Source organism: Streptomyces sp. MGP-BFMKR1, assembly GCF_057766585.1.
In genome coordinates this window covers 6,755,043-6,778,985 of sequence record NZ_CM173408.1, presented here as the reverse complement: position 1 = coordinate 6,778,985, position 23,943 = coordinate 6,755,043, and the positions used below count along the sequence as shown (strand labels likewise).

Genomic DNA, 23,943 nt, shown 5'->3' with positions numbered 1-23,943 from the left:
GGCTTCAGTCGCGGCCGGCGCCACCGCTGGTGAGTCCGGGTGTCGGGCACGGCTCGTAGACTCCTCTGTCGTGGATACGACCCTGCAGGACCCGCTCGTCGGGCAGGTACTCGACGGCCGCTACCGGATCGAGGCGCGGATCGCCATCGGCGGTATGGCGACGGTCTACCGGGCCGTCGACACCCGACTCGACCGCGTGCTCGCGCTCAAGGTGATGCACCCGACGCTGGCCACCGACGACGCGTTCGTCGAACGGTTCATCCGCGAGGCCAAGTCCGTGGCCCGGCTCGACCACCCCAACGTGGTGGGCGTGTTCGACCAGGGCACGGACGGCACGTACGTCTACCTCGCGATGGAGTACGTGGCCGGCTGCACGCTGCGCGACGTGCTGCGCGAGCGCGGGGCGCTGCAGCCGCGCATCGCCCTGGACGTGGCGGAGCCGGTGCTCGCCGCGCTGGGCGCGGCCCACCTGGCCGGCCTCGTGCACCGCGACATGAAGCCGGAGAACGTGCTGATCGGCGACGACGGCCGGGTCAAGGTCGCCGACTTCGGGCTGGTGCGGACGGTGGACGCGGCGACCAACACCTCCACCGGCGCCGTCCTCGGCACCGTCTCCTACCTGGCGCCCGAGCAGATCGAGCACGGCACGGCCGACACCAGGGCGGACGTGTACGCCTGCGGCGTGGTCCTGTACGAGATGCTCACCGGCGCGAAGCCGCACACCGGCACCACCCCGGCCCAGGTGCTCTACCAGCAGTTGCACGAGGACGTCCCGGCGCCCTCGCGCAGCGTGCCGGGGCTCGCGCCCGCGCTGGACGACCTGGTGGCCGAGGCGACCGCCCGCGACCCCGAGCAACGCCCGGCCGGCGCCGTGGAACTCCTCGGCCGGCTGCGCACCGCCCGCTCGGGCCTGACCGACGCGCAGCTCGACGTGGCCCCGCCGCGGGCCAAGGCCGGCACGCTCGGCGCCCCGGTGCCGCGCTCCGGCAGCGGCCCCGACGACCGTACGAGCGTGATCCCACGGGTCGCCGCGGCGCGCGCCTCGGCCACCCGGCGGCAGCCGGCGCCGAGCCCCGCGGCCGGTGGCGCGGCGGCGGAGGACGAGCTGAACCGCACCAGCGTGCTGCGCCCGCGGCTGCTGGCCGAGCGCCCCGTCAACGACGACCCGCCACCGCAGCCCGTCCGCCGGCGCCCCGGCGGGCTGCGCATGCCGCGCCGTCCGGTGCTCACCGCGGTGACGGCGCTGCTGCTGGTCTTCGGCGTCGGGCTCGGCATCTGGTACATCAACTCCGGCCAGTTCACGCACGTGCCCGCCGTGCTGAGCATGAAGCAGGCCGAGGCCGAGAAGAAGGTCCGGGACGCGGGGCTCGACGTCAAGATCAAGCACGGCTTCAGCGACGTCGTGGAGAAGGGCCGGGTGATCTCCACCCACCCCGAGAGCAACGCCCGCATCCGCAACACCGGAACGGTCACGCTCACGGTCTCACGCGGCACGGAGATGGCCGAGGTGCCGAACGTGGCGGGCATGTCGCTGCGGGACGCCAAGAAGAAGATCGAGGATGCCGGGCTCAGTCTCGGCAAGGTGACCAAGCGGTTCAGCGAGGAGACCCCGCGGGGCGACGTGCTGGGCTCCGAGCCGGCGGCCGGTACGGAGCGGCGCCCGGACTCGGCCGTGGCGGTCACCGTGAGCAAGGGCGCCCCCATCGACCTGCCGGACGTCGTCGGCGACGCGCTCGACGACGCCGAGAGCGAGCTGCGGGACGCCGGCCTCGACGTGAGGATCGCCGAGCCGGTCTTCTCGGACGAGGACAAGGACACCGTCGCGCTGCAGAACCCGCCCGAGGGGTCGCGCGTGGCCGAGGGCGACACGATCACCCTGACGCCGTCCAAGGGCAAGGAGATGATCGAGGTACCGCACGTCGAGGGCAACCACCTGGACGACGCCAAGCGGAAGCTGGAGGACGCGGGCTTCAAGGTCGGCGTCAACCGCTTCTTCTTCGGCGACACGGTCTTCGACCAGTCGGTCGACGGCGGCGACGAGGCGCCGAAGGGCAGCAAGATCACCCTGCGGGTGCGCTGACCCGACGCCGCCGCGCCCGCCCTCGGGCGTGCTGGCCCCCGTCGCGCCGGGGGGCCAGCCCGCCCGGGGCGGCGGGGGTGGCCGACGCCACCCGGGCCGGCGCTCCGGACGGGGTGGCCGGCTGGCACCCTTGGTGCGTGAGCACGTCTGCCATCCGCACCCGCAACCCCATCGGCGGCCACGTACCCGTGGCCGGAGGGCTCGCCTCCGTCGGTCTGTCCTACGCCCGCGACCTCGGCGCCGAGAGTCTCCAGGTCTTCGTCGCCAACCCGCGCGGCTGGGCCACGCCGGCCGGCAACCCGCGCCAGGACGAGGAGTTCCGCGCGGCCTGCGCGGCGGAGTCGCTGCCGGCGTACGTGCACGCGCCGTACCTCATCAACTTCGGCTCGCACACCGAGGCGACGGCCGAGAAGTCCGTGGAGTCGCTACGGCACTCGCTGCGCCGGGGCCGGGCCATCGGCGCGCTCGGGGTGGTTGTGCACACCGGTTCGGCCACCGGCGGCCGGCCCCGCGCGACCGCGCTCGCGCAGGTCAGGGAGCGGCTGCTGCCCCTGCTCGACGAGCTGACGCACGACGACGACCCCTGGCTGCTCCTTGAGCCGACCGCGGGGCAGGGCGCGTCGCTGTGCGCGCTCGCCGAGGACCTGGGCCCCTACTTCGACGTGCTCGACCGGCATCCGCGGCTCGGCGTGTGTCTGGACACCTGCCACGCGTTCGCCGCCGGGCACGACATGGCCGCCGCCGGGGGCACCAAGGCGCTCCTCGACGAACTGGTCGCGGTGGTGGGCGAGGGGCGACTGAGACTGATCCACGCCAACGACTCCAAGGACGTCGTCGGCGCCCACAAGGACCGGCACGCCAACATCGGCGCCGGCCACATCGGGGCGGACGCCTTCGGCGAGCTGTTCACGCACCCGGCCACGGCCGGCGTGCCGCTGGTGATCGAGACCCCTGGCGGCAAGGAGGGGCACGCCGCGGACGTGGCCCGGCTCAAGGAGTTGCGCGCGGCCTGACGGCGCCCGCCGGGGCGGGCCGTCGCGGGGCACCGACTAGAGCTCGGGACCGTCGCCCGGCTCCTCCTGGTAGGAGTAGCGCTGCTCGCGCCAGGGGTCGCCGAGGTTGTGATATCCCCGCTCTTCCCAGAAGCCGCGACGGTCGGCGGTCATGTACTCCACGCCGCGCACCCATTTCGGGCCTTTCCACGCGTAGAGCTGGGGAACGATGAGGCGGACCGGAAATCCGTGCTCCGCCGTCAGCGGTTCGCCGCCCTTGTGCGTGGCGAAAATCGTCCGCTCGGCCGCGAAATCCGCGAGTCGCAGATTCGAGCTGAACCCGTATTCCGCCCACACCATCACATGGGTGACGTCTTCGGCCGGCGGGGCGAGTTCGAGGAACAATCGGGCAGGCACGCCGCCCCACTCCGCGCCCAACATGCTGAACTTCGTCACGCAGTGCAGATCGGCCACGACCGTGGAGTAGGGAAGGGCCGCGAATTCCTCGTGCGTCCAGCAGTGCTTGTCCCCGTCGGCCGTCGCGCCGAATACCCGGAACTCCCAGCGGTCGGGTCGGAACCTGGGCACCGGGCCGTAGTGGGTGACCGGCCAGCCCCGTTGTAGCCGTTGCCCCGGAGGTAGCTGTCCCTGCTCCCCTTCGCGGCTTTCCGGCTGACCCATGCCTCCATGGTGTCAGACCTTCGGGGGTGGTCGTGACCAGCGGCTCTGCTATTCGGGCAACTCATACTAAGCATGCACTTACTGGACGGTGTCGCCGGCGCGGTGCGAGGATGCGCGCGAACTCACGTTCCCGCTTGGATTGGAAGGAGTCTCTGCGATGCAGGGCGACCCCGAGGTCATCGAATTCCTCAACGAGCAGCTCACCGGTGAGCTCACCGCGATCAACCAGTACTTCCTGCACGCGAAAATGCAGGAGAACTTCGGTTGGACCAAGCTCGCGAAGTACACCCGGCACGAGTCGTTCGACGAGATGAAGCACGCCGAGGTGCTGACCGACCGGATTCTGTTCCTGGAGGGCCTACCCAACTACCAGCGGCTGTTCCACGTCCGGGTGGGGCAGACGGTGACCGAGATGTTCCAGGCGGACCGGCAGGTCGAGGTGGAGGCGATCGATCGCCTGCGGCGCGGTATCGAGGTCATGCGGGCCAAGGGCGACATCACGTCGGCGAACATCTTCGAGAGCATCCTCGAAGACGAGGAACACCACATCGACTACCTGGACACCCAGCTCGAGCTGATCGAGAAACTGGGCGAGCCGCTGTACCTCGCGCAACTCATCGAGCAGCCCGACAGCTGATCCCGTATTCGCCGGAGCGGTACCCGTACGCGCGGAAGACCACGCGGGGCGTGGCGTCAGGCGGCCTCGGCGGTGGACAGCGACGCGGGAGCGGCCGGCTGTTCGGCGGCCAGCGCGGCGGTGGCACCGTCCGGACCGAGTCGGTCGAGGACCGCGCGCCGGGGGCAGCCCGCCCCCCGCCCCAGGAGCGCCTGGATGCGGCGTACGCACGAGCCGCAGTCGGTGCCCGCCTTGCTGGCGGAGGCTATCTGGCGAGGGGTGCACGCGCCGCTTTCCGCATGCTCCCGTACCTGCTGCTCGGTGATGCCGAAGCATGAGCAGACGTACACGCGGTCACCCCCGTACGGGATTGATAGGGAAACCTCATCACCATTGATCGCTGAGGTTACCCTTACCTTACCCGGCACCCCACGGGGATAACAGTCGGGGTCACAGCAGTGGGGCGCGGATCACAGATCCGCGCCCCACACGCCGTTTCAGGCCCCGTCCGTCACTGGTGCCGGTACATCTCCGCGACCAGGAACGCCAGGTCAAGCGACTGGCTGCGGTTGAGTCGCGGGTCGCACGCCGTCTCGTAGCGCTGGTGCAGGTCGTCCACGAAGATCTCGTCGCCGCCGCCCACGCACTCGGTGACGTCGTCGCCGGTCAGCTCGACGTGGATGCCGCCCGGGTGGGTGCCCAGGCCCTTGTGGACCTCGAAGAAGCCCTTGACCTCGTCCAGGACGTCGTCGAAGCGCCGCGTCTTGTGGCCGGAGGCCGCCTCGAAGGTGTTGCCGTGCATCGGGTCGCAGACCCAGGCGACCTGCGCGCCGGAGGCGGTGACCTTCTCGACCAGCGTGGGCAGCTTGTCGCGGACCTTGTCCGCGCCCATTCGGGTGATGAAGGTGAGCCGCCCCGGCTCGCGGTTCGGGTCGAGCCGCTCGATCAGGGTGAGGGCGTCCTCGGCCGTGGTGGTGGGGCCGAGCTTCACCCCGATCGGGTTGCGGATCTTGGAGGCGAACTCGATGTGGGCGCCGTCGAGCTGCCGCGTGCGCTCGCCGATCCACACCATGTGCCCGGAGACGTCGTACAGGTCGCCGGTGCGCGAGTCGACGCGGGTCAGCGCCGACTCGTAGTCGAGCACCAGGGCCTCGTGCGAGGCGAAGAACTCGACGGTCTTGAACTCCTCCGGGTCCACGCCGCAGGCGTTCATGAAGTTCAGCGCGCGGTCGATCTCGCGCGCCAGCGCCTCGTAACGCTGCCCGGACGGGGACGACTTCACGAAGTCCTGGTTCCAGGCGTGCACCTGGCGCAGGTCGGCGTACCCGCCGGTGGTGAAGGCGCGCACCAGGTTCAGCGTGGCGGCCGACGCGTGGTACATCCGCTTGAGCCGCTGCGGGTCCGGGATGCGGGCGGCCTCGGTGAACTCGAAGCCGTTGACGGAGTCGCCCCGGTAGGTCGGCAGCGTGACGCCGTCGCGGGTCTCGGTCGGCTTGGAGCGCGGCTTGCTGTACTGGCCGGCGATCCGCCCGACCTTGACCACCGGCACCGAGCCGGCGTACGTGAGGACGGCGCCCATCTGCAACAGCGTCTTGAGCTTGTTGCGGATCTGGTCGGCGCCGACGGCGTCGAACGCCTCCGCGCAGTCGCCGCCCTGGAGCAGGAACGCCTCGCCGCGGGCCACCGCGCCCAGCCGGGCACGCAACTGGTCGCACTCGCCGGCGAAGACGAGGGGCGGATAGGACTCGAGCTCCGCGATCACATCGCGCAGAGCCTCGTGGTCCGGCCAGTCAGGCTGCTGCGCCGCGGGCAGGGAGCGCCAGGTGTGTCCACCGGCGTGGGTTTCAGCGTTCACGGTCACGTTGTCAACATTAAGGGGTCTCTCCGGGCGTCCATGCCGCCGCCCACTGGTTGAGACGGTTTCCGACCGGTTCCTGGCTCGATGCCGACACCTTGTTGACCTGCGATGGAGGGCTTCACGACCGGTTGTGGCCCGTCCGCTTCGCGTGCCCCGGGGCGCCGCTGCCCGCACCGCCCAACCCGTGGACGCGGTACGGCCGCGGCCCGTCCCGCTTCGGGTAGGGTGCCGCCCATGCACACGCAGCTCAACCGTTTCTGGTGGTGGACCGCTCACTCGGCGGCCCACTAGCGCGCGTTGTCCTCAACACCACGCGAAGGCCGCCCCGAGGGGCGGCCTTCGCTGCGTGTGCGGGCCGTCCCTCCCCCCGTAGGTCCACCTGACCCGTGGACCCCTCCGGACGGAAGGACCCCATGTCAGAGCAGTCAGACCAGCCAGAGCAGCCAGACCAGTCACAGCAGTCAAGACCGTCACAGAAGTCACAGCCGTCACAGCGAGCCGGGCGGTCACCGCGGGCGGAGTCGACGCCAGCGCCCGGCGGGCCCGAGCGCGCCCAGCCCGACGCCGCCGCGCTCGTCCGCCGCCTCCTCGCCGCCGACTGCCCGCCGTACGCGCTGCTGCGCCGCCGGGCGCCGGGGCACGACGTGGACACCGTCGAGGTCCTGATCGGGCCGGTCACCGAGGTTGACCGGCTCGCCGACATCCCGCTGCCCGAGCCGGGCGCGGACCCCGCGCGGGCGGGGCGGCCGGCGTGGGACGCGCTGGCGCTGGTGCCCTTCCGGCAGATCCGCGAGCGCGGCTTCCAGGCGCACGACGACGGGACCCCGCTGGCGGTGCTGCGGCCCGACGAGGCGTACGCGCTGCCGCTGCCCGCGCTGCTCGCGGCGTTGCCCGCGCACCAGGTGCGGGTGACGGGTGGCGCCTTCGACGTCGACGACGAGGGGTACGCGCGGATCGTGCGGCGCGTCATCGACGAGGAGATCGGCACCGGCGAGGGCGCCAACTTCGTGATCCGGCGCACGTTCGAGGGCGAGATCCCCGGCTTCGCCGCCCGCGACGCGCTCGCGCTCTTCCGCCGCCTGCTGGCCGGCGAGCGCGGCGCGTACTGGACGTACGTGGTGCACACCGGCGAGCGGACGCTGGTGGGCGCCAGCCCCGAGGTGCACGTGCGGATGTCGGGCGAGACCGTCGTGATGAACCCCATCAGCGGCACCTACCGCTACCCCGAGCAGGGCCCGAGCGTCGAGGGCCTGCTCGCGTTCCTGGGCGACCGCAAGGAGGTGGAGGAGTTGTCGATGGTCGTGGACGAGGAGCTGAAGATGATGTGCGCCGTCGGCGACCGGGGCGGCGTGGTGGTCGGCCCGCGGCTGCGGGAGATGGCGCACCTGGCGCACACCGAGTACGAGCTGCGCGGGCGCAGCACGCTGGACGTGCGGGAGGTGCTGCGGCAGACGATGTTCGCGGCGACCGTCACCGGCTCGCCCGTACAGAACGCCTGCCGGGTGATCGCCCGGCACGAGCCGCGCGGCACGGACGGCCGGGGGCGCGGCTACTACGCGGGGGCCCTCGCGTTGATCGGCCGGGACGCCGGCGGGGCCCGCACCCTGGACTCGCCGATCCTCATCCGCACCGCCGACATCGACCGGCGCGGGCGGCTGCGGGTGCCGGTCGGGGCCACCCTGGTGCGCCACTCCGACCCGGCCGGCGAGGTCGCCGAGACGCACGCCAAGGCCGCCGGGGTGCTGACGGCGCTCGGGGTGCGGGCGGCGCCGGCCCGGGTGGCCGGCGCGAGCGCCGGCCGGCTCGCGGACGACCCGCGGGTGCGGGCCGCGCTCGACGCCAGGCGCGCGGACCTGGCGCCGTTCTGGCTGCGGATGAACGCGCCGGGGCAGGGCGCGGGGAGCACGGGGCACGCGCTGGTCATCGACGCCGAGGACACGTTCACCTCGATGCTGGCGCACCTGCTGGCCACCTCGGGGCTGCGGGTCGAGGTGCGCGGGTTCGCCGAGCCGGGGCTGCGGGAGGCCGCGCTCGCGCACCCGGGGCCGGTCGTGCTCGGTCCGGGCCCGGGCGATCCGTCGGACGCGGCCGACCCGAGGATGCGGCTGCTGCGCGGCCTGGCGGCGGACCTGCTGCGCGAGCACCGGCACGGGCTGCTCGGGGTGTGCCTGGGGCACGAGTTGATCGCCGCGGAGCTGGGCCTGGAGATCGTCCGCAAGCGGGTGCCGGCCCAGGGGGCCCAGGAGCGGATCGACTTCTTCGGCCGGCCGGAGACGGTCGGCTTCTACAACACCTTCACGGCCCGCTGCGACGCGGAGGCGGAGGCGGCACTCGCGCCGCGCCGGGTCGAGTTGAGTCGGGACGGGGTGAGCGGCGAGGTGCACGCGCTGCGCGGGCCCGGGTTCGGCGGGCTCCAGTTCCACCCGGAGTCGGTGCTGACGCTGGGCGGCGCGGCGTTGGTGGCCCAGGAGTTGGCGCTGGCCCGGCAGACGGTGCCGCAGGCGTAGCGGGGCGAGCCCAGGGGCGGCCGGCGCGGTGGCCGGTCGCCCCGGCGGCGGGGTGTCGCGCCCCGCCGGGCCCCGGCCGGGGCGGGCCCGCCGCGGGTGCGTGGCGGGCCCGCCGGTCGCTCAGCCGAAGAAGACCCCGGCCTCCGCGTAGAGGCGCGGGTCCACGGTCTTGAGCTTGGCCGTGGCCTCGGCCAGGGGCACGCGCACCACGTCCGTGCCGCGCAGCGCGACCATCGCGCCGTACGCCTGGTCCCGTACGGCCTCGATGGCGTGCAGGCCGAAGCGGGTGGCCAGCCAGCGGTCGAAGGCGCTGGGCGTGCCGCCGCGTTGGACGTGGCCGAGCACGGTGGTTCTGGCCTCCTTGCCGGTGCGCCGCTCGATCTCCTTGGCCAGCCACTCGCCGACGCCCGAGAGCCGCACGTGGCCGAAGGAGTCCAGCGAGCCGTCCTTGAGGACCATCTGGCCGTCCTTGGGCATGGCGCCCTCGGCGACGACGACGATCGGCGCGTAGCGGACCTTGAACCGGGACTCCACCCAGCCGCAGACCTCGGCCACGTCGAACCGCTGCTCGGGGATGAGGATCGCGTTGGCCCCGCCGGCAAGTCCCGAGTGCAGGGCGATCCAGCCGGCGTGCCGGCCCATCACCTCCACCACCAGGACCCGCATATGGGACTCGGCGGTGGTGTGCAGCCGGTCGATGGCCTCGGTGGCGATGTTGACAGCGGTGTCGAAGCCGAAGGTGTAGTCGGTGGCGGACAGGTCGTTGTCGATGGTCTTGGGGACGCCGACGCACGGCACCCCGTACTCGTCGGACAGGCGCGCCGCGACGCCGAGGGTGTCCTCGCCGCCGATCGCGATCAGCGCGTCCACCTCGTACTTGGCGAGGTTCTCCTTGATCCGGCGGACACCGTCCACCGCCGTGAGCGGATTGGTCCGCGACGATCCGAGGATGGTGCCGCCGCGCGGCAGGATGCCGCGCACCGCGGGGATGTCGAGCGGTACGACCTGGCCCTCCAGCGGTCCGCGCCAGCCGTCCCTGAACCCGGTGAAGGTGTATCCGTACTCCTGGACGCCCTTGCGGACGGCCGCGCGGATGACCGCGTTGAGACCGGGGCAGTCACCACCACCGGTCAGCACTCCGACCCGCATCGCATCTTCCCTTCTCCCGTGAATGACCCGATATGGCAGCCACGCTAATGGTGACGCAGGTCACACGAGTGAGGGTAGGGGGCGAATTGCCGCGCGCCGCGCGGAAGTTGGGCCGGCGCGTTCACTCGTACGAGGGGCGCGCGGGGCGCGGACGACCGGCGGCGGGCGGACGCCGGCGGCCTCGCGCGCTACGCGTCGCCGTCCAGGCCGCGCTCTATGGCGTAGCGCACCAGCTCGACGCGGTTGTGCAGGTGCAGCTTGCCCAGGGTGTTCTGGACGTGGTTCTGCACGGTGCGGTGCGAGATGACCAGCCGCTCGGCGATCTGCTTGTACGAAAGGCCCTTGGCCACCAGCCGCAGCACCTCGGTCTCCCGGTCGGTCAGCCGGGGCGCGCCCGGCTCGTCGGTGCTGGCCGGGGTCGGGTCGGTGGCCAGGCGCCGGTACTCGCCGAGCACCAGGCCCGCGAGGCCGGGCGTGAACACCGCGTCACCGGCGGCCGTGCGGCTCACCGCGTCCAGGAGTTCGGCGGTCGACGCCGACTTCACCAGGTAGCCGGTGGCGCCCGACTTCACGGCCTCCAGCACGTCCGCGTGCTCGCCGCTGGCCGACAGGACCAGCACCCGCAGCGCCGGGTCGGCGCCCACCAACTCCTGGCACACCCGCACCCCGGGCAGCCCCGGCAGGTTGAGGTCGAGCACCAGCACGTCGGGCCGCGCGGCGGTCGCCCGGCGCACCGCCTGCGGCCCGTCGCCGGCGGTCGCCACCACGTCGAACCCGGCCTCCGCCAGGTCGCGGGCGACCGCCTCCCGCCACATCGGGTGGTCGTCCACCACCATCACCCGTACGGCCGCTGCCTCGCTCATGACGCGTCCTTCCTCCCCCGTGGGACTCTCAACTCCACCTCGGTGCCCTGCCCCGGCACCGAGTCGAGGTCGGCGCTGCCGCCCAGGTCGCGCAGCCGTCCCCGGATCGACTGGGCGACGCCGAGCCGCCCCTCGCGCTCGGCGTCCACGAGTCGGCCCTCCGGGATGCCCGGGCCGTCGTCGCGGACGGTGACGAGCACGGCGTCCGGCTCGTCCTCGACCAATATGAAGGCTTTGGCGCCCTCGCCGGCGTGCTGGCGCACGTTGTCCAGCGCGGCGCTGACCGCGCTGGCCAACTCGGTCGCCGCGTGCGCCGGCAGCAGCACGGGGGCGCCCGGCTCGGCGAGCGAGACCGAGGCCCCGGCGAACGGCGCGAGCAGGGTGCGCAGGTCCAGCGGCTCAGACGCGCGACCCACGTCCCCCGCCTCACGGGCGGCGTGCGCGGCGTCCCGGGCGGTGGCGAGGGGGGACGGCGCGGCCGGGCCGGCGGACGGTGTCGCGTCGGTGGGCCGGGCGCCGGACGGGGGGCCCGACCGGTCCAGGCCGCTGGTGATCAGGGTGCGCAGCGCGACCTCCTGCTCGCCGGCCATCCGGCCGAGTTCGGCCGCCTCACCGCCGATGGCCACGCCCCGCCGCTGCACCTTGGCCAGCACCTGGAGGACGCTGTCGTGGATGTCGCGGGCCAGCCGCTCCCGCTCCCGGGTGGCCGCCTCGATCTGCAGGGCCCGGGCGAGGGTGCGCTCACTGGCGCGGGCCACCTCGACCACGTAGCCGATCGCCACGCTGGCCACCCAGACCAACATCACGTTGTGCACCGTGTTCTGGGCGAAGGCCCCGCGCTCGATGATGTTGGCCGCGCCCGCTATGGCCGAGGCCACCGCGCCCCAGCGCCAGCCGCCCTTGATGGCGAAGCCGAGCACGGCGCCCGCGGTCCATATCGAGGGCAGCGTGGGGCCGCCGTCGATGATCCGCTGGTCCGTGTCGACCAGCGGCGTCAGCAGGATGCCGACGATCGCCACGGAGAGGTCCGCGATCAGGAACCGCTTGGTGCACCGCTCGGCGGAGCTGACCATGCGCCAACTGAACGCCATCCAGCCGGCCAGCAGCAGCATGTACGCGCCGGCGCCGAGCGGGTGCGCGTACTCGCCGTAGGCGTGTACGTACAGGGCGATCGCGTAGAGCGCGGTCAGGATGCGGTAGCCGGTGAGGGCTCGCCACAGCGGCTGCTCGACCGACATCCGCACCACGCGCTCGCGCACCGGACGCTCACGCACCGGTTGCTGAGCCATCTGACACCCCCCGCTGGGCACCGCTCCCCGTTGACCGTAGCGGCCCGGCCTGGTCGGCTGCGACCCCCGGCCTACTCGACTGCGACCCCCGGCCTACTCGGCCTCGTTGCGGCCCGCCGCGTCCGGGTCCTTCGCGCCGGACCGGCCCGTCCGGCCCGGCTTGCCGGCCTTCGCGGCCTCGTCCTTCGCCGCCTTGGCCGCCTTCTCTTCCTTCTCCTGCTTGGCGGCCTCGGCGAGCTGCCGCTTGGCGGCGGTCGCGTAGATGTCCACGTACTCCTGGCCCGAGAGCTTCATGATCTCGTACATGACCTCGTCGGTGACCGAGCGCAGGATGAACCGGTCGCCGTCCATGCCGTGGTAGCGGCTGAAGTCCAGCGGCTTGCCGATCCGGATGCCCGGCCGCATGAGCTTGGGCATCACCTTGCCCGGCGGCTGGATCTTCTCGGTGTCGATCATCGCGACCGGGATCACCGGCGCGCCGGTGGCCAGCGCGACCCTGGCCAGGCCGCCCGGCTTGCCGCGGTAGAGCCGGCCGTCCGGGGAGCGGGTGCCCTCCGGGTAGATGCCGAAGAGTTCACCGCGCTCCAGCACCTCGATGCCGCTCTTGATCGCGGCCTCGCCGGCGCCGCGCGCGCCGGAGCGGTCCACCGGGAGCTGGCCGACGCCCTTGAAGAAGGCGGCGGTCATCCTGCCCTTGAGGCCGGGCGAGGTGAAGTACTCCGCCTTGGCGATGAAGGTGACCTTGCGGTCGAGCATCGCCGGCAGGAAGAAGGAGTCCGAGAAGGAGAGGTGGTTGCTGGCCAGGATCGCGGGCCCCTCGGCCGGGATGTTCTCCAGGCCCTCCACCCAGGGCCGGAAGGCAAGCTTCAGCGACCCACCGATGGAAAGCTTCATTGCGCCGTAGAACAACCGAGGACCTCCTGTATCCGACGAGGAGACCTTAACCCGCCGCGGGGCACGCCTCTCGCCCGCGTTCGGCGGCGGCCGGCGGGCCAGGCCACGGAACCGGCCCGGTTCCGCGTCCCTGGCCCGGCTCGCCCCGGGCCCCGCGTACGGCCCGTGCGCGGCGCACCGATCGGCCTATCCCACGTGCGGCGCTCCGCGTAGGCTGAGGTCCCAACCGTCCGGCCGCGCCCGGCCCCTGACCGAACGGAGACCCCGGTGCCGCTGTCCCCCGGAGCCGAGCCGTTCCACCACCCGGGAAACCCCGGAAACACCGTCGGTGTCCTCGTCTGCCACGGCTTCACCGGCTCCCCCCAGTCCGTCCGGCCCTGGGCCACCTCGCTCGCCGAGCGCGGGTACGCGGTCTCGCTCCCGCTGCTGCCCGGCCACGGCACCCGGTGGCAGGACTTGGCGCTCACCGGCTGGCAGGACTGGTACGCGGAGGTCGACCGGGAGCTCGGCAGGCTGGCGGCGCGCTGTTCGCGGGTCTTCGTCTGCGGCCTGTCCATGGGCGGCACGCTGGCGCTGCGGCTCGCGGCCCGGCACGGGGCCACCATCAGCGGCCTGGTCCTGGTCAACCCGGCGAACAAGATGCACGACGTGGCGGCCAGGGCGCTGCCCGTGGTGCGCCACCTGGTCCCCTCGACCAAGGGCATCGCGAGCGACATCGCCAAGCCGGGCGGCCAGGAGCTGGGCTACGACCGGGTGCCGCTGCACGCCGCGCACTCGCTGCGTCAGTTCTTCCGGATCGTGGACGCGGAGCTGGCGCAGGTCACCCAGCCGCTGCTGGTGCTGCACAGCCCGCAGGACCACGTGGTGCCGCCGGTGGACTCGGCGCGCATCCTGGCCCGGGTCTCGTCCACGGACATCACCGAACGGCTGCTGGAGCGCAGTTTCCACGTGGCCACGCTGGACCACGACGCGGAACTGATCTTCGCCGACACGCACGCGTTCATCAGCCGCCTGGCGTCGCCCGCCGACGCGCCGCACCCGGACCGGGTGGGTTGAGCCATGCCGCGGGCTGAGGGAGAGGCAGGACAGGGACCGGTGCCCGAGCGCGACGCACACACCGACGACCCGGCGGACGCCGGCGCCCCCGACGAGCGGCCGGCCACCCCCGGCCCCCAGGAACCCACCGCCGACGCACCGACCGACCGCGCGCCGGCTCCGGTCGGCGAGGCCGAGGCCGCGCGGGCGGCCGACGAGGCGTCCGCGTCCGGGGCGGCCGAGCCGCAGGACGGGCCGCCCGGCGACACCCACCGCACCACGGGCGACCTCGCCCCCCGCGACGGAGCGCCGGGCCCCGAGACCGCCACCGGCCCGGCCGCCGCGCAGCAGCCGACGGGCGACGGCGCGGCGAGCGGTGGCGGGGCGGGCGCGACCGCCACGGAGCCGGAGCACGACGCGGCCCGGCGCTCGGCCGAGGAGGCGGCGTGGGCCGAGATCGTCGCGGGTTACGGGGACGAGCCGCCGGACCCGCCGGGCGTGGCCCCCTGGTCGTCGGCCGACGCGCGGGAGCGGGCGGCGAACGGGCCCACCCGCGAGATCGCGCCGGGCAAGCCGGACAAGACGCTCGGCACGGCGGGTGGCTCCGGCCGGGAGGCGGACGAGCCCCCGGCGGAGCCGGCCATGGCGCTCGGCGGCTCCGTGATCTTCGCGCCGGGCGTCGGCCCGCGCGACTGGTCCCCGGACGAACCCTCCGACGACGACTTCGACGCGAGCGACGAGGGCCATTTCGTACCGCCCGAGCCGCCGCCGCTGCCGCACGCGGACACCACCGCCCGCTTCGCCTGGCTGGCCGTGCTCGGCGGGCCGCTGCTGCTGTTGCTGATGGTGGTGCTGCGCCAGGAGATCACCTGGTGGATCGCGACCCTGGGGGTCGGCGGCTTCCTCGGCGGCTTCGCCACGCTGGTGATGCGGATGCGCGGCGACGAGGACGACGAGGACGAGGACCCCGGCCGGGGCGCGGTCGTCTGAACGGCGGCGGGCCGGTCTGGTCCGGCCGGCCCGTCGGACCTCCGGCGGGCCGGCCCGACCCGCGACCGGCCCGCGGGCTTGGCCTTCCCCGACGGAGCGCACCCAGCCCGCCGGGCCCGGTCGGGGCGGCGGGTCAGCCCTCGGACAGCGCGGGGTGCGGCAGCCGGAGGGCGGCCAGCACGGGCAGGTGGTCGGCCGCCGCGCTCAGGTCGGCGGGGCGTACGGCGGGCAGTTCGGCCGGCACGCCACAGCCGAGAATCTCCACGCCACCGGTGGTCAGTACGGCGTCCACGCGCTCGCGCGGCCCGGCGGGCGGCGCGGTGTGCTCCCCGCCCCACGGCCGCTCGGCCCACGCGTCCCGCAACCGGTCGTCGGTCAGCCGCCGGAAGGCCCGGCCGTCCGGCGCCTCGCCGAGGCTGCCGGCGAGCACCGCGTACGGCGCGTCGAGCCCGCCGAGCCGGGACAGCAACGCCCCCGCGTGGGTGTGGCGCTCCGCGGCGTCCGGGCCGAGGTGGCAGCTCAGCACGCCGAGCCGGACGTCGCCGAAGCGCAGCACCGCGGCGGCCACGCCGCGCCGCCGCGCGCCGGGCGTGCGGGGCAACAGGATCTCCTCGGTCCGCTCCACATGGGCCCGCAGCGTGCTGAAGATCGCCGGCCCCGCGGTGGTGGCGCCGCCCGTCACGTGCACCAGGCCGGCCTCGCGGGCGAGCCGGGCGAGCGCCTTGCGCCAGCGGAAGAACCTCGGCGCCTCCTGGACACACACCACGTCCGGGGCGGTGGCGCGGATGACCCGGGCCACCGCGCGGCAGGCGGCGCCGGACGGTTGGCCGGGCGCGTCACGCAGTGAGCGGACGTTGTAGCTGAGCACCCGCACCACGACGGAGCCGTCCGGCTCCCTGCGCGAGGCGGGCAGGTCGTGCTGTTGACTCCGTACGGCCGCGAACGTCACTTCGCCACTCCAGAACTGGGACCGGACTCGATGATCTGCTGTGCGCTGTTCCGTGCTGCTGGGTCACGCTGGTGGTGCTGAGGCAGCCTGGTGATGCGTGCCCCATGGTGCCGACGATGCTGGTGTGACGGAAGTTCCCGCCGGCGGCGGCCCGTTCGAGCCGCGCGCGGGGCAGTGTCGCCGCCGGGGCGCGGGGCGAGCGTACGCCTGCGGCACACCGGCCTGCCGCGTACGACGCGACGGCGCGGTGCCGCCCGCGCGGGTGGGCGGGGGCGGCAGCGCGCCGTCGGTGTGAGGTCAGCCCTGGCGGGCCAGGTCGGCCGCGCCGACCAGCCCCGCCTTGCCGCCGAGCTGGGCGGCCAACACCTGGGCGTGGGGCCGCCATTGGCCGCCCACCAGCCAGCGGCGGAAGGACTTGCGGATCGGGTCGAGCACGAGGTCGCCCTCGTCGGAGACGCCGCCGCCGACGATGAACGCCGACGGGTCGAAGAGCGAGGCGAGGTCGGCGAGGCCGGCGCCCGCCCACCGGGCGAGTTCGCGGAAGGAGTCGATGGCCACCGGGTCGCCGCTCCGGGCGGCCTGGCTCACGTGCTTGCCCTCGATCCCGGCGGGGGTGCCGTCGCCGAGGCCGAGCAGGACCGTCGCGTTCTCCGGCGTCGCGGCGGCGCGCTGGCGCGCGTACCGGACCAGGGCGCGGCCGGACGCGTACTGCTCCCAGCAGCCCTGGCTGCCGCAGCCGCACAGCAGGCCGTCCGGGACCACCCGGATGTGCCCGAACTCGCCCGCCACGCCGAACCGGCCGCGGCGCAGCTTGTTGCCGATGATGACGCCGCCGCCGAGGCCGGTGCCGAGCGTGATGCAGATGACGTCCTCGTGGCCCTGGCCCGCACCGAACCGGTACTCGCCCCAGGCCGCGGCGTTGGCGTCGTTCTCCACCACGACGGGCAGCCCGACGCGCTGCTCGACCTTGTCCTTGAGCGCCTCGTGGCGCCAGTTGACGTTCGGGGCGAACAGCACCGTGGCCCGCTTGTCGTCCACGTAGCCGGCGGCGCCGATGCCGACCGCCTCCACCTCGTGGTGCGCGCTGACCGTGCGCACGGCCTCCGCGATCGCGTCCACGACGGCCTCGGGCGTGGGCGGGGTCGGCACCTTGCAGGTGTCCAGGATCGCGCCCTCCTCGTCGACCACGCCCGCTGCGATCTTCGTGCCGCCGATGTCGACGCCGATGGTGAGTCCCATGTGTCCCTCAGTCTCCGGTCGAACCCCGCTGCGGCCCACCGTACCGGAGCACGGGCTCAGTCGAGGTCGATGTGTTCACTTCCTGGAGGCGTATCGTCTCGGCGGTCGTCGTCTTCGCGCTCCGTCGCCGCCTCCGGCGCCGCCCCGCGCGCCGCTTCGTCGTCGCCCCGGGTCCAGCGCTGTTCCTGTCCGCTGACCGCGGCCCGAGCAGCAGCGAGCAGCTCCGTACCGGCAGTTGCCAGGTGGTCGAAGACGTCGGGGTTGCGCTCGATGACGGGCTCGACCACCGCCTTCGCCTGTCCGATCAGTTGCCGTACGACGGTTTGGGCGGCGGCGCCAGCAATCGGGCCTTGAAGCGAAGAGAGCTTGTTGGTCACTGTTTCCGCCAACTTACGCAACTCTTCGGCGGCACTGACCTGATGCGGTCCGTAGCGGTCCCGTCGCCTGGCGCGTTCGGCGTCCAGGTCCTCGGCACACGCCTGCTCCCAGGCGCCCGGGTCGGGCGCCTGACGCGGCTCGCTGTCGCGGGTGTCCTGGTCGGCGGGGCGGGGCCGGTCGCCGGCGGGGCCGTCGGCGCCGGGTCGGGAGGCGGGCCCGGGGGCGCTGGCGGCGTCGTCCGGGCGCTCGGTGGCATCGCTCATGGCGGGCTCCTGCGGTGCGGCGGGGCCGTCGGCCCGTCCGGCGCGATCGGCCCGGCCTGGTCTGGTCGGCTCTTTCGACGGTACCCGAACAGCGGTGTGCCGTTCAGTGGTCGCGGGGCCACAACCGTGGGTCGGGGGCGAAGCGCACGCGCAGGGCGCCCTCGTGCAGTCCCGCGCCGGCGACGGTGCACCGGCGCAGCGCGGAGGGCAGCGGCAGCACGCGGCGGAACTCGCCCACGGTGACGACGAGTTCGTCGCCGCGCCGCACCAGGGACAGGTCGTCGCGCTCGGCGCCGTCCAGCGGCAGCCGCCACACCAGCAGTCCCTCGTCCGCCAGCCGGTCCTCGACCGTCCACGGCTCGGCGGCGGGCTGGTCGGGGCGCGCGTCGACGGGCCCGACGGCGTCCGCGAGCAGCCCGAGGTCGGCCAGGCCCCGTGGGTCGCGGCCGGCGTGCGGCACCTCGCGTACGGGGATGGCGGCCGGCCCGCCGCCGGCGGCCTCGGCGGCGGCGTGTTCCGGGGCGGCCGGGCCGCGCCCGCACGCCTCGCGCAGCTCCTTGAGCGCGGCCTGCTGCTGGCCCGAGGCCGCGGCCAGCCACGGATCGGCGGAGCCGACCGGCAGCAGCCGGTTGGCGATCACCGCGTCCACCCGGCAGCCGTGCAGGGCGAGCCCGGCGCGCGCGGCGCGCAGCGCCCGCGCGGCCAGCGGTCCCGGCTCGGCGACCAGGCGTACGGTCACCGCGTCCGACTCGATGATCCGCCGCACCGCCGCCAGGTCCTCCTGCCAGCGGCCGAAGGTCTCGTAGAGCCGCTGCGCGGGCACGGGCACGCCGGCGAGCTGGGCCAGCATGGGGTGCAGCGCGCGGGACGCCTGGCGCTCGGCGGGCAGCAGTCGGCGCAGGTAGCGGCCGAGTTGCTCGGGCAGGCCGAGGAGGCGGATCGCCTCGGGCGCCGGCGGCAGGTCCACGACGAGCACGTCCCAGCCGCGCGGGGGCCCGCCGGCCGCGCGGGCGGCGGCGGCGCGGTCCGCGGCCTGGTGGACCGCGCGCAGGGTGGCCATGAGGGCGAACGCGTCGGCGCCCGGCAGTTCGGTGGCCTCCTCGGCGGCCACGGCGTTGGCCCCGAGGTAGTCGAGGACGCTACGGGCGCGCTCCTGTACCGCGGCCAGCTCGGACCGGAAGTACTCCGGCGTGGCGATCCGCGCCACCCACAGCCGGGGGGCCAGCTCGGTCGGCGGGCTCCAGGGCGCGGGCGCGGTCTCGGCCGTCGGCTCGGCGGCGGGGGCCGGGCCCGCGGGGTGGAAGACCTCGTCCAGGGCGCCGGCGCGGTCGGTGCTGAGCAGCAGCGTGCGCTGCCCGGAGCGGGCCGTGGCGAGCGCGGTGGCGGCGGCGACGGTGGTGCGTCCGCTGCCGCCGACGCCGGTGATCAGAACGGTGCGCATGCGGGTCAGCCCGTGGGGGCGCTCTCCACGCGCTTCTTCAGGCCCGCCAGCGCGCGGTCGATGATGACCTTCTCGGCCTTGCGCTTGATCATGCCGAGCATGGGGATCTTGACGTCCACGGTGAGCTGGTAGGTGACCAGGGTGCGGGCGCCGCTGTCGAGCGGGTCGAGCCGGTAGGAGCCGTCGAGCGAGCGCAGCATCTGGGACTTGACCAGGGACCAGCTCACCTCGCGCTCGCCGATCCAGGTGTACGCCAGGGTGTGGTCGTCCTTGATGGCGCCGGCGTCGAGCAGCAGTCGCACCTGTTCGGCGCGGCCCTGCGGGTCCCTGGCGATGACCTCGGCTTCCTTGACCTCTCCGGTCCACTCGGGGTAGCGGTCGAAGTCGGCGATCACCCCCATCACGTCGGCCGGGGCCGCTTCGATCGTGATGCTTGAGCTGGTGTGTTCCGCCATCGCCGTGGCTCCTCCGTACCCGTTCGCCGCCTGGTGCGCCTGCGGTGAAGGCTATCGCGCGCCGCCCGCCGCACCGACCGCCCCATGAGCCCGGCGCCGGCTCACCACTCCAACACCCAGGGGGTGCCGGACGAGGCGAAGTGGCCGACGTTCACGCACTCGGTCGCGCCCACCCGCATGCGGCGCGCCAACGGCTGGTGCACGTGGCCGAAGAGGGCGTACGCGGGACGCGTCGCGCGGATCGCCTCAAGGAGCGCGGAGCTGCCGCGCTCGAAGCGCCGGGCGACCGTGTCGTAGCACAGCTCCGGTACGTCGGGCGGGATGTGCGTGCACAACACGTCCACCTCGCCGAGCGCGGCGATCTTCGCCGCGTAGGCGTCGTCGTCGATCTCGTACGGGGTGCGCATCGGGGTGCGCAGCCCGCCGCCGACGAACCCGAAGACCCGGCCGCCGATCTCCACCCGCTCGCCGTCGAGGACCGTGGTGCCCGGGCCCGCGTAGTCGGGCCACAGGGCCGGGATGTCCACGTTTCCGTACGTGGCGTACGTGGGCGTGGGGAAGGCGGCGAAGAGTTCGGCGTACTGCCCCCGCACCGCGGTCTCGATCGCCTGCTCGCGGCTGCCGCCCGTGCGCTCCTCCAGGTCCGCCCAGAGCGCGCGGCCGAAGTCGCGGGCCTCGTCGAAGCGGCGGGCGGTGCGCAGGGCCACGATGTGGTGCGCGTTCTCCACCCCGAACAGGTCCGGGAAGATGCCGCGCGAGTGATCGGCGTAGTCCAGGAAGAGCACGAGATCCCCGAGACACACCAGGGCGTCGGCGCCGGCCCCCGCCTTGCCGAGGTCGGCACTGTTGCCATGCACATCACTGACCACGTGAACTCGCATGCGGCTCACCTTATGCCCGTTAAGCAGCTCGCCGGAAGGGCCCCCACCTGCGGTTACTTCCGCGTCACCCGGGTTTGGGACTACTGTGCGCGAAGCCAGCTTCCTAGTGTGTGACGCATCAAACATCTAGGCGTGACCCCTATCCCCTAGCCGTACCGATGGGTAACGTCCGGGCAGTCCTACACCTCTGCCTGATGGACCGCAGCCGACGCAGCACGCCACAGCGACGTGGCGCCGGCGCCCGACGAGGAGCAGCAGTCTTGCGCGAGTTCAGCCTCCCGGCCCTCTATGAAGTACCGGCCGACGGCAATCTGACGGACCTCATCCGGCGCAACGCCGCCCAACACCCGGACGTTCCCGTGCTGGGACGCAAGGTCGACGGCCGCTGGCAGGACGTCACGGCGGCGACCTTCCTGGCCGAGGTCAGGTCCGCGGCCAAGGGACTGATCGCCTCCGGCGTGCGCCCCGGCGACCGGGTCGGGCTGATGTCGCGCACCCGGTACGAGTGGACGCTGTTCGACTTCGCCATCTGGAGCGCCGGCGCGGTGACGGTGCCGGTGTACGAGACCAGCTCGGCCGAGCAGGTGCAGTGGATCCTGGGCGACTCGGGCGCCGTGGCCTGCCTGGTGGAGACCCCCGAGCACGAGGCCGTCGTGGACTCCGTACGCGACCGGCTGCCCTCCCTGGGCCACGTGTGGCAGATCGAGGGCGACGCGGTGGGCGCGCTGGCGGCGGCCGGCGACGGCGTCACCGACCAGGCCGTGGACGAGCGCAGCGCGGCGGCGACCGCCGACTCCCCCGCCACCATCGTGTACACCTCCGGCACCACAGGCCGGCCCAAGGGCTGCATGCTGACCCACCGCAGCTTCTTCGCCGAGTGCGGCAACGCCGTCGAGCGACTCAAGCCGATCTTCCAGACCAACGAGTCGTCGGTACTGCTCTTCCTCCCCGTGGCACACGTCTTCGGGCGCCTGGTGCAGGTCGCCTCCGTGCTCGCGCCGATCAAGCTCGGCCACGTCGCCGACATCAGGACCCTCACCGACGAACTCGCCGCCTTCCGCCCGACGCTGATCCTCGGCGTACCGCGCGTCTTCGAGAAGGTCTACAACTCGGCGCGCGCCAAGGCCCAGGCCGACGGCAAGGGCAAGATCTTCGACAAGGCAGCGGACTGCGCCATCGCGTACAGCCGCGCCCTGGACACCCCCGGCGGCGTGCCGCTCGGGCTGCGGCTCAAGCACAAGGTCTTCGACCGGCTGGTCTTCCGCAAGCTGCGCGCCGTGCTCGGCGGCCGGGCCACGCACGCGATCTCCGGCGGCGCGCCGCTGGGCGAGCGGCTCGGGCACTTCTACCGCGGCATCGGCTTCACGGTCCTGGAGGGCTACGGGCTGACCGAGTCCTGCGCGGCCACCACCTTCAACCCCTGGGACCGGCAGAAGATCGGCACGGTCGGTCAGCCGATGCCCGGCTCGGTGGTGCGCATCGCCGACGACGGCGAGGTGCTGCTGCACGGCGAGCACCTGTTCAGCGGTTACTGGAACAACGAGGCGGCCACCGCCGACGCGCTCTCCGACGGCTGGTTCCACACCGGCGACGTGGGCACGCTGGACGAGGACGGCTACCTGACCATCACCGGCCGCAAGAAGGAGATCATCGTGACGGCGGGCGGCAAGAACGTCGCCCCGGCCGTCATCGAGGACCGCATCCGGGCGCACGCGCTGGTCGCCGAGTGCATGGTGGTGGGCGACGCGCGGCCGTTCGTGGGCGCCCTGATCACGCTGGACGAGGAGTTCCTGCCGCGCTGGGCGGCCGAGCGGGGCAGGCCCGCCGACGCGCCCGCCGCCGAGCTGCGCTCCGACCCGGAGCTGCTGGCCGAGATCCAGCGCGCGGTGGACGACGGGAACGCGGCGGTCTCCAAGGCCGAGTCGGTGCGCAAGTTCCGCATCCTGGCCACCCAGTTCACCGAGGACTCCGGCCACGTGACGCCGTCCATGAAGCTCAAGCGGAACGTGGTGGCCAAGGACTTCGCGGACGAGATCGAGGCCATCTACCGCACCTGAGACCCGCCCCGTCCGGGCCCCCGAGGGGCCCGGACGCCCGCGTACCACCGGCGCGCCAACGGCCCACGCCCCGCGCCCACCCGGCCAGCGCAGCACGGTCAGCACGGTCAGCCGGTCACAGCGGCCCTCCCAGCCCGGTCGCAGCAGCCCGGTCAGCTCCGTCAGGGCAGCCCGGTCAGAGCAGCTCGGTCAGGCGCTCGGCCAGCAGGTCCCAGCGCCAGCGCTGCTCCACCCAGGCGCGGCCCCGCTCGCCCATCCGCTGGCGCAGCTCCGGGTCGCCCAGCAGCGCGATGATCCGGTCCGCGCTCTCCTCGACCGAGCCGCCCCGTACGACCCAGCCCGTCTCGCCGTCGAGCACCGCGTCCGGCGCGCCGCCCGAGTCGCCGGCCACCACCGGCAGTCCGGTCGCCGACGCCTCCAGGTAGACGATGCCGAGCCCCTCGACGTCGAGCCCGCCGCGCCGGGTGCGGCACGGCATGGCGAAGACGTCGCCCGCCCCGTAGTGGGCCGGCAGTTCGGCGCCGGGCACCGGGCCGGTGAAGCGCACCGAATCGCTCACCCCGGTCTGCCGGGCCAGCCGCTCCAGGTCGCCCCGGTACGGGCCGCCCCCGACGATCAGGAGCACCGCGTCCGGCACCCGGCTCAGGATGCGCGGCAACGCGAGGATCAGGGTGTCCTGCCCCTTGCGCGGCACGAGCCGCGAGACGCACACCACAACCGGCCGGTCGGCGAGGCCGAGCCTGGCCCGGATCTCGTCGCCGCCCGAGCCGCGGTGGAACGCCTTCTCGTCCACGCCGGGCGGGAGTTGGACCATGCGGCCCGCGGCCGGCTCGGAGAGCGCGCCGGCGATCCGGGAGCGGGTGTACTCGCCCAGGTAGGTGAGCGTGTCGGTGCCGTCGCCGATGCGGCGCAGGAGTTGGCGGGCGGCGGGGAGTTGGGCCCAGCCGGCCTCGTGCCCGTGTGTGGTGGCCACCAGCCGGCGCGCGCCCGCCGCGCGCAGCGCGGGCGCCATCAGCCCGAGCGGCGCCGCGGCGCCGAACCACACGGACGAGCAGTCGTGGGCGCGCAGCAGTTCCGTCGCCCGCCGGGTGACCCGGGGCGTGGGCAGCAGCATGGTCGTGCGGTCCCGGACCACGGTGAAGGGCTGTTCCGCGTCGAAGGCCGCGCAGGCCCGGGCGCCCTCCGCGCCGCGTTTCCAGGTGCTGGCGTAGACGACGAGGCGGGCGGGGTCGAGGCGCAGCGCCATGTTGTGCAGGAAGGTCTGGATGCCGCCGGGCCGGGGCGGGAAGTCGTTCGTGACGATCAGGGTCTTGTCCATCGCCGCCG

The 23,943-nt window shown here is 73.8% G+C and carries 21 protein-coding genes; 7 read left to right on the top strand and 14 right to left on the bottom strand.

Annotation, left to right across the window (positions count from 1 at the left end):
* Positions 1-70: 70 nt before the first annotated feature.
* A complete protein-coding gene (gene pknB / locus AC3CHW_RS27155) occupies positions 71-2,080 on the top strand; it encodes a Stk1 family PASTA domain-containing Ser/Thr kinase (RefSeq protein WP_488468214.1) in 2,010 nt (669 codons plus the stop codon).
* A gap of 137 nt (positions 2,081-2,217) precedes the next feature.
* Entirely contained in the window at positions 2,218-3,093 is an 876-nt protein-coding gene (locus tag AC3CHW_RS27150) for a deoxyribonuclease IV (protein WP_459248710.1), read from the top strand.
* Positions 3,094-3,129: 36 nt separating this feature from the next.
* Here the strand turns inward: AC3CHW_RS27150 and AC3CHW_RS27145 are convergent, their stop codons facing one another.
* Positions 3,130-3,753 (bottom strand): sulfite oxidase-like oxidoreductase, encoded by a 624-nt coding sequence (locus tag AC3CHW_RS27145; protein ID WP_176161169.1) that lies wholly within the window; start codon positions 3,751-3,753, stop codon positions 3,130-3,132.
* A 157-nt stretch (positions 3,754-3,910) separates the two neighbouring features.
* Here AC3CHW_RS27145 and bfr point away from each other — a divergent pair, with 157 nt between their 5' ends.
* Complete coding sequence (bfr, locus tag AC3CHW_RS27140) at positions 3,911-4,390, top strand: bacterioferritin (RefSeq protein ID WP_398607770.1); 480 nt, start codon at positions 3,911-3,913, stop codon at positions 4,388-4,390.
* 56 nt (positions 4,391-4,446) lie between these two features.
* Here bfr and AC3CHW_RS27135 read toward each other — a convergent pair whose 3' ends face one another.
* A complete protein-coding gene (locus AC3CHW_RS27135; RefSeq protein WP_488468213.1) occupies positions 4,447-4,719 on the bottom strand; it encodes a (2Fe-2S)-binding protein in 273 nt (90 codons plus the stop codon).
* Positions 4,720-4,880: 161 nt separating this feature from the next.
* Positions 4,881-6,224 carry a class II 3-deoxy-7-phosphoheptulonate synthase gene (locus AC3CHW_RS27130; RefSeq protein WP_398607990.1) on the bottom strand — a complete coding sequence of 448 codons (1,344 nt, stop codon included), beginning with the start codon at positions 6,222-6,224 and terminating at the stop codon, positions 4,881-4,883.
* A gap of 416 nt (positions 6,225-6,640) precedes the next feature.
* Between AC3CHW_RS27130 and AC3CHW_RS27125 the strand changes: the two genes are divergently transcribed.
* Complete coding sequence (locus AC3CHW_RS27125; protein WP_488468212.1) at positions 6,641-8,734, top strand: chorismate-binding protein; 2,094 nt, start codon at positions 6,641-6,643, stop codon at positions 8,732-8,734.
* 120 nt (positions 8,735-8,854) lie between these two features.
* Here the strand turns inward: AC3CHW_RS27125 and AC3CHW_RS27120 are convergent, their stop codons facing one another.
* From AC3CHW_RS27120 to AC3CHW_RS27105, 4 genes are all read right to left on the bottom strand, one after another.
* Positions 8,855-9,883, bottom strand: a complete 1,029-nt coding sequence (locus AC3CHW_RS27120) for a 6-phosphofructokinase (RefSeq protein ID WP_398607772.1) — start codon at positions 9,881-9,883, stop codon at positions 8,855-8,857.
* 188 nt (positions 9,884-10,071) lie between these two features.
* Entirely contained in the window at positions 10,072-10,746 is a 675-nt protein-coding gene (locus AC3CHW_RS27115; protein ID WP_187086225.1) for a response regulator, read from the bottom strand.
* Complete coding sequence (gene macS / locus AC3CHW_RS27110; RefSeq protein ID WP_488468211.1) at positions 10,743-12,035, bottom strand: MacS family sensor histidine kinase; 1,293 nt, start codon at positions 12,033-12,035, stop codon at positions 10,743-10,745. Before macS ends, AC3CHW_RS27115 begins: the two co-directional genes overlap by 4 nt.
* Positions 12,036-12,128: 93 nt before the next feature.
* Positions 12,129-12,929: a lysophospholipid acyltransferase family protein gene (locus AC3CHW_RS27105; protein WP_398607774.1), complete on the bottom strand. Its 801-nt coding sequence runs from the start codon at positions 12,927-12,929 to the stop codon at positions 12,129-12,131.
* A 267-nt stretch (positions 12,930-13,196) separates the two neighbouring features.
* Here AC3CHW_RS27105 and AC3CHW_RS27100 point away from each other — a divergent pair, with 267 nt between their 5' ends.
* Both AC3CHW_RS27100 and AC3CHW_RS27095 read left to right on the top strand, forming a co-directional pair.
* Positions 13,197-13,985 carry an alpha/beta hydrolase gene (locus tag AC3CHW_RS27100; protein ID WP_488468210.1) on the top strand — a complete coding sequence of 263 codons (789 nt, stop codon included), beginning with the start codon at positions 13,197-13,199 and terminating at the stop codon, positions 13,983-13,985.
* Positions 13,986-14,420: 435 nt separating this feature from the next.
* Positions 14,421-14,954, top strand: coding sequence for a hypothetical protein (locus AC3CHW_RS27095; RefSeq protein ID WP_387593596.1), 534 nt, complete (start codon positions 14,421-14,423; stop codon positions 14,952-14,954).
* A gap of 133 nt (positions 14,955-15,087) precedes the next feature.
* Here the strand turns inward: AC3CHW_RS27095 and AC3CHW_RS27090 are convergent, their stop codons facing one another.
* The 6 genes from AC3CHW_RS27090 to AC3CHW_RS27065 form a co-directional block, all read right to left on the bottom strand.
* On the bottom strand, positions 15,088-15,903 hold the full coding sequence (locus tag AC3CHW_RS27090) for an endonuclease/exonuclease/phosphatase family protein (RefSeq protein ID WP_488468209.1): 816 nt from the start codon (positions 15,901-15,903) through the stop codon (positions 15,088-15,090).
* Between the two features lie 297 nt (positions 15,904-16,200).
* Positions 16,201-17,142: an ROK family glucokinase gene (locus AC3CHW_RS27085; RefSeq protein WP_398607777.1), complete on the bottom strand. Its 942-nt coding sequence runs from the start codon at positions 17,140-17,142 to the stop codon at positions 16,201-16,203.
* Between the two features lie 56 nt (positions 17,143-17,198).
* Positions 17,199-17,783 (bottom strand): DUF5304 domain-containing protein, encoded by a 585-nt coding sequence (locus AC3CHW_RS27080; protein ID WP_488468208.1) that lies wholly within the window; start codon positions 17,781-17,783, stop codon positions 17,199-17,201.
* Positions 17,784-17,886: 103 nt separating this feature from the next.
* On the bottom strand, positions 17,887-19,224 hold the full coding sequence (locus tag AC3CHW_RS27075) for an ArsA family ATPase (RefSeq protein ID WP_488468207.1): 1,338 nt from the start codon (positions 19,222-19,224) through the stop codon (positions 17,887-17,889).
* A 5-nt stretch (positions 19,225-19,229) separates the two neighbouring features.
* Complete coding sequence (locus AC3CHW_RS27070) at positions 19,230-19,679, bottom strand: SRPBCC family protein (protein WP_176161181.1); 450 nt, start codon at positions 19,677-19,679, stop codon at positions 19,230-19,232.
* A gap of 101 nt (positions 19,680-19,780) precedes the next feature.
* Complete coding sequence (locus AC3CHW_RS27065; protein WP_381165762.1) at positions 19,781-20,560, bottom strand: metallophosphoesterase family protein; 780 nt, start codon at positions 20,558-20,560, stop codon at positions 19,781-19,783.
* Positions 20,561-20,820: 260 nt separating this feature from the next.
* Here AC3CHW_RS27065 and AC3CHW_RS27060 point away from each other — a divergent pair, with 260 nt between their 5' ends.
* Entirely contained in the window at positions 20,821-22,617 is a 1,797-nt protein-coding gene (locus tag AC3CHW_RS27060) for an AMP-dependent synthetase/ligase (protein WP_488468206.1), read from the top strand.
* Positions 22,618-22,792: 175 nt separating this feature from the next.
* Here the strand turns inward: AC3CHW_RS27060 and AC3CHW_RS27055 are convergent, their stop codons facing one another.
* A complete protein-coding gene (locus AC3CHW_RS27055) occupies positions 22,793-23,935 on the bottom strand; it encodes a glycosyltransferase family 4 protein (protein WP_488468205.1) in 1,143 nt (380 codons plus the stop codon).
* Positions 23,936-23,943 lie beyond the last annotated feature (8 nt).

Bases quoted from the DNA above. Each gene is read 5' to 3' on its own strand.
- AC3CHW_RS27145 (WP_176161169.1), bottom strand. From the start codon at position 3,753: ATGGGTCAGCCGGAAAGCCGCGAAGGGGAGCAGGGACAGCTACCTCCG.
- bfr (WP_398607770.1), top strand. From the start codon at position 3,911: ATGCAGGGCGACCCCGAGGTCATCGAATTCCTCAACGAGCAGCTCACC.
- AC3CHW_RS27125 (WP_488468212.1), top strand. From the start codon at position 6,641: ATGTCAGAGCAGTCAGACCAGCCAGAGCAGCCAGACCAGTCACAGCAG.
- AC3CHW_RS27120 (WP_398607772.1), bottom strand. From the start codon at position 9,883: ATGCGGGTCGGAGTGCTGACCGGTGGTGGTGACTGCCCCGGTCTCAAC.
- AC3CHW_RS27115 (WP_187086225.1), bottom strand. From the start codon at position 10,746: ATGAGCGAGGCAGCGGCCGTACGGGTGATGGTGGTGGACGACCACCCG.
- macS (WP_488468211.1), bottom strand. From the start codon at position 12,035: ATGGCTCAGCAACCGGTGCGTGAGCGTCCGGTGCGCGAGCGCGTGGTG.
- AC3CHW_RS27105 (WP_398607774.1), bottom strand. From the start codon at position 12,929: ATGAAGCTTTCCATCGGTGGGTCGCTGAAGCTTGCCTTCCGGCCCTGG.
- AC3CHW_RS27085 (WP_398607777.1), bottom strand. From the start codon at position 17,142: ATGGGACTCACCATCGGCGTCGACATCGGCGGCACGAAGATCGCAGCG.
- AC3CHW_RS27080 (WP_488468208.1), bottom strand. From the start codon at position 17,783: ATGAGCGATGCCACCGAGCGCCCGGACGACGCCGCCAGCGCCCCCGGG.
- AC3CHW_RS27075 (WP_488468207.1), bottom strand. From the start codon at position 19,224: ATGCGCACCGTTCTGATCACCGGCGTCGGCGGCAGCGGACGCACCACC.
- AC3CHW_RS27070 (WP_176161181.1), bottom strand. From the start codon at position 19,679: ATGGCGGAACACACCAGCTCAAGCATCACGATCGAAGCGGCCCCGGCC.
- AC3CHW_RS27065 (WP_381165762.1), bottom strand. From the start codon at position 20,560: ATGCGAGTTCACGTGGTCAGTGATGTGCATGGCAACAGTGCCGACCTC.
- AC3CHW_RS27055 (WP_488468205.1), bottom strand. From the start codon at position 23,935: ATGGACAAGACCCTGATCGTCACGAACGACTTCCCGCCCCGGCCCGGC.